Below are 4659 nucleotides of genomic sequence, written 5' to 3'. Positions count from 1 at the left end.
GAGGCGGCCCTCGTCGCTCGCGAGGTCGGCGCGTCGGTCGACCGGATCGCGGACGTGGGTGTAGCCAACCTCGACCGGCTGCTCGACCAGATCGATAGGATCCGCGAGGCGGACGTGATCGTCGTCGCGGCCGGCCGTGAGGGGGCGCTCCCCACTGTCGTCGCGGGGTTAGTCGCCGCGCCCGTGATCGCGGTTCCGGTGTCGACGGGGTACGGCGAGGGTGGCGCGGGCGCGGCGGCGCTGTCGGGTGCGCTCCAGTCGTGTACCGTCCTCACGACCGTGAACGTCGACGCCGGCTTCGTCGCCGGCGCACAGGCGGGGTTGATCGCCCGCACGATAGACGGGGCATGACCGGCAGCGCGACCGATCACCACGTCTACGTGCTCGAGTGTGCGGACGGCACCTTTTATACGGGGTACACCACGGACGTCGACCGACGGGTCGCGGAACACGACGCGGGCGAGGGGGCGAAATACACTCGCGGGCGAACCCCCGTGACGCTGCGACACGTCGAGTCGTTCGACTCGCGGTCGGCGGCGATGTCCCGCGAGCACGCGATCAAGTCGCTATCGCGACGGGAGAAGGAACGCCTGGTCGGCGAGGAGTAGGAGGGCGACTGCGGTCACTCCACCAGCCGCTCGATCTCGGTGACGAGGATGCCGCTCGCACCGACCGTTTTCAGCTCCGTGATCGTCGCGAACACGTCGCGCTCTTCGACGACCGCGTGGACCGCGACCATCCCGTTGCCGTTCTCGTCGGCCTCGACGTCCATCACCGTCGGGCCGCCGAGCCCGGGGATCACGTCTTTCACCTCGTCGAGCCGCTCCTTGGGGGCGTTCATCATCAGGTAACGCCGACCGTCGGCGGCGAGCACGGATTCGAAGGCGGTCAGCACCTGCTCGACTTTGGGGTCGTCGACGACGTCGGGGCGCGCGAACAGCCGGACTGAGGAGTCGAGCACGTCGTCGATCACGGCGAGGCGGTTCACCTTCAGGGTCGTCCCCGTCGAGGTGATATCGACGATGGCGTCGGCCATGTCGACGTGCGGGGTAAGCTCGGTCGCGCCCGTCACGGTGACCACGTCGGCGTCGACGCCCACGCGGTCGAGGTAGTTTCGGGTGACGTTCGGGAACTCGGTGGCGATCGTCTTGCCGACGAGGTCGTCGACGGTCGAGATGTCGCCGTCCTCCGGCGCGGCGAGGACGAGCTTGCAGGAGCCGTAGTCCAGATCGAGCAGGTCGACGAGGTCGTCGTCGCCCGCCTCGCTCGCGGACGAGACGACGCCGCCGGACTCCGCGGCCTGGTCGAGCCCGGTGACGCCGAGGTCGGCCGCGCCGTCACGGACGTACTCAGGGATGTCAGCCGCGCGCGCGAAAAGGACCGAGACGTCGGGGTCGACGGTGTCGGCGTACAGCTGGCGGTCGGCGGTCTCCTCGACGTGGAGCCCGGCTCGTTCCAGAAGCGAGAGTGTCGGCTCGTGTAGGCGGCCCTTGTTGGGGACGGCGATGCGCATGTGCGGGAAGTCGCGGGGAGGCGGGGAAACGTTTTCGTCCGGGGAGCGGTGACGAGCGTCGTCGCGAGATCGCTTATAAACGATCGATGCGGTGGCGCGTGCCGACGAGCGCCCTTCGGGGGCGAGTCGCACGCGCGAGGGACGCGGCGACCGAAGGGAGCCGCGAGGTTGGGGAGGCGTGAGGCTGTGCGGTGCGGTTGCGGTCGGGTGGGACTCAAAGGGGCATCCTCGCGGCTGGGGCTTTGGAGGCATTCACCGTCGATCCAACGTCATCAGTTTATAAGTGAACGACTGACACTTTTGAGGGTCCACCTCAACGACCGGTAGACACACTCTCGACCGTGCCAAACCTCTTTCTGACCACCCAGTACGCGACGGGGAGACAGCCGGCGAACGCGACCGGCCAGGTGGTCAACTGCGAGGCCGGATCCGGCGGCGACACGAGACTCCCGACGACCAGTCCGCCGAGACCGGCGACGACGACGACGGCGGCGGCTCGCTCCCACCGAGACGGCGGGTACTCGCGGGACCGTCCGCGACGCCACCACAGCAGGTAGTAGAACAACATGATTCCCGAGAGGGGCGCAAGAACGCCCCAAACGGCCGGATAGTCGCTCCCGCGTGCGTGGGCGTCGAAGTTGACCCAGACGCCGGACGCGAGCCAGACGAACAGGACGAGGGCGGCGCCGAACGCGACGGCCGGTGTGAGGAGGGACACGGATGTGCGTTCAGCCCGATCGGTAATCGGTCTTCCCCCGTCGGGAGAAAGCGGAACCGTCCGCGCGAGACCGATCTCGCCGCAGTCACCAACGTAGCCGCGCCGCTCAAGTGTCTCCGCCGCCAACGACGCGTATCGTGAGCGACGCCGACTCCCCCCTCTCGGAGGACCGTCCGACCGTCGACCGACCGCTCCGCGTCGACGCCCCGTTCGAGCCTGCGGGCGACCAGCCGGAGGCGATCGAGGGCCTGGTCGAGGAGTTCGAGTCGGGCGCGGACAAACAGACGCTACTCGGCGTGACGGGGTCCGGAAAGACGAACACCGTCTCGTGGGTCGCCGAGGAGCTCGACCAGCCGACGCTCGTGTTGGCGCACAACAAGACGCTCGCGGCCCAACTGTACGAGGAGTTCCGGGAGCTCTTTCCGGACAACGCGGTCGAGTACTTCGTCTCCTACTACGACTACTACCAGCCGGAGGCGTACGTCGAGCAGACGGACACGTTCATCGACAAGGAGATGTCGATAAACGAGGAGATCGACCGCCTGCGCCACTCCGCGACGCGCTCGCTTCTCACCCGCGACGACGTGATCGTGGTCGCCTCGGTCTCCGCGATCTACGGGCTCGGCGACCCGGCCAACTACCGGGAGATGGCGCTCCGCCTAGAGGTCGGCGAGGCGGTCGGCCGCGAGGAGCTGCTCGCCCGGCTCGTCGACCTGAACTACGAGCGCAACGACGTGGACTTCACGCAGGGTACGTTCCGCGTGCGCGGCGACACCGTCGAGATCTATCCGATGTACGGCCGGTACGCGGTTCGGGTGGAGCTGTGGGGCGACGAGATCGACCGGATGCGGAAGGTGGACCCGATGAAAGGCGAGGTCGTAAGCGACGAGCCCGCGGTCATGCTCCATCCCGCCGAGCACTACTCGATCCCCGACGAGAAGCTGGAGCAGGCGATCGCTGAGATCGAGGACCTGATGGAAAAACGCGTCAGGTACTTCGAGCGACAGGGGGACCTCGTCGCGGCTCAGCGTATCGAGGAACGGACGACGTTCGACATCGAGATGCTCCGGGAGGCGGGCTACTGCTCCGGGATCGAGAACTACTCCGTCCACATGGATGACCGCGAGTCGGGCGACGCGCCGTACACCCTCCTCGACTACTTCCCCGACGACTTCCTCACCGTCGTCGACGAGTCCCACCAGACGATCCCCCAGATAAAAGGCCAGTACGAGGGCGATAAATCGCGGAAGGACTCGCTCGTCGAGAACGGGTTCCGGCTCCCCACCGCGTACGACAACCGGCCCCTCACCTTCGAGGAGTTCGAGGAGAAGACGGATCGTACCCTCTACGTCTCCGCGACACCCGGCGACTACGAGCGCGAGACCTCGGACCGGATCGTCGAACAGATCGTCCGGCCGACCCACCTCGTCGACCCGAAGGTGGAGGTTCGGGAGGCGACCGGGCAGGTGGAGGACCTCCTCGATCGCGTCGACGAGCGGATCGAGCGCGACGAGCGCGTCCTCGTCACCACGCTCACGAAACGGATGGCCGAGGACCTCACGGAGTACTTCGAGGAGGCCGGCGTCGACGTCGCGTACATGCACGACGAGACGGACACCTTGGAGCGCCACGAGATCATCCGCGATCTCCGACTCGGCAACATCGACGTGCTCGTCGGGATCAACCTCCTTCGCGAGGGGCTCGACATCCCGGAGGTGAGCCTCGTGGCTATCCTCGATGCCGATCAGGAGGGGTTCCTCCGCTCCACGACGACGCTCGTGCAGACGATGGGGCGGGCCGCCCGCAACGTCAACGGCGAGGTCGTCCTCTACGCCGACCGGACCACCGACTCGATGGAGGCCGCGATCGAGGAGACCCAGCGCCGCCGCGAGATCCAGTTGGCGTACAACGAAGAGCACGGGTACGAGGCGAAAACCATCGACAAACCGGTCGGCGAGACGAACCTCCCCGGGTCGAAGACGGACACCTCCTCGGTCAGCGTCGGCGACGTCGAGAGCGAGGAGGAGGCGGAAGCGCGGATCGAGGCGCTCGAAGACCGGATGAACGAGGCGGCGAGCAACCTCGAGTTCGAGCTGGCCGCCGATATCCGCGACCGGATCGCCGAGCTCCGTCGCGCGTTCGAGCTGGACGGCGACGACGAGGGCGTGCCCGCCCCGATGATCGACGAGTAACCGTCCCGCCCGGCAGTCCTTCCCCTCCCGTTCGCCCTCGACGCCGATTATCAGTCGCGGTTACGGGCCCGGGCGGTTTTTATCGGCAACTGACGGACCGGTACCCATGCGCCGCCGCGCGGTCGTCGCCGGTACGTTCGCCGTCGCGACCGCGGGGTGTACCGATCGGGTCCACGACCTGGCGGCGTCGACGCCGCGGGACCTCGGCGTCCGGAGCCGGTACGTCCCCGAGGACC

At 67.7% G+C, this 4659-nt stretch carries 5 protein-coding genes; 3 read left to right on the top strand and 2 right to left on the bottom strand.

Annotated features, from left to right (window positions below; all coding sequences use genetic code 11):
- A partial coding sequence (locus tag ACFQEU_RS11650; RefSeq protein WP_379782312.1) for an AIR carboxylase family protein occupies positions 1–351 on the top strand: 351 nt, incomplete at its 5' end.
- Positions 348–608 (top strand): GIY-YIG nuclease family protein, encoded by a 261-nt coding sequence (locus ACFQEU_RS11645; RefSeq protein ID WP_379782310.1) that lies wholly within the window; start codon positions 348–350, stop codon positions 606–608. The genes ACFQEU_RS11650 and ACFQEU_RS11645, both read left to right, overlap by 4 nt.
- A gap of 14 nt (positions 609–622) precedes the next feature.
- Here the strand turns inward: ACFQEU_RS11645 and hisG are convergent, their stop codons facing one another.
- Positions 623–1513, bottom strand: coding sequence for an ATP phosphoribosyltransferase (gene hisG, locus ACFQEU_RS11640; RefSeq protein ID WP_379782308.1), 891 nt, complete (start codon positions 1511–1513; stop codon positions 623–625).
- Positions 1514–1826: 313 nt separating this feature from the next.
- Complete coding sequence (locus ACFQEU_RS11635) at positions 1827–2231, bottom strand: hypothetical protein (protein WP_379782306.1); 405 nt, start codon at positions 2229–2231, stop codon at positions 1827–1829.
- A gap of 137 nt (positions 2232–2368) precedes the next feature.
- Between ACFQEU_RS11635 and uvrB the strand changes: the two genes are divergently transcribed.
- Positions 2369–4423 (top strand): excinuclease ABC subunit UvrB, encoded by a 2055-nt coding sequence (uvrB, locus tag ACFQEU_RS11630; RefSeq protein WP_379782304.1) that lies wholly within the window; start codon positions 2369–2371, stop codon positions 4421–4423.
- Positions 4424–4659 lie beyond the last annotated feature (236 nt).

The sequence above is a fragment of the Halorubrum tibetense genome, assembly GCF_042661865.1.
Classification (GTDB): Archaea; Halobacteriota; Halobacteria; order Halobacteriales; family Haloferacaceae; genus Halorubrum; species Halorubrum tibetense.
This window is presented reverse-complemented; position numbering and strand designations above follow the sequence as displayed.

Bases quoted from the DNA above. Each gene is read 5' to 3' on its own strand.
- ACFQEU_RS11645 (WP_379782310.1), top strand. From the start codon at position 348: ATGACCGGCAGCGCGACCGATCACCACGTCTACGTGCTCGAGTGTGCG.
- hisG (WP_379782308.1), bottom strand. From the start codon at position 1,513: ATGCGCATCGCCGTCCCCAACAAGGGCCGCCTACACGAGCCGACACTC.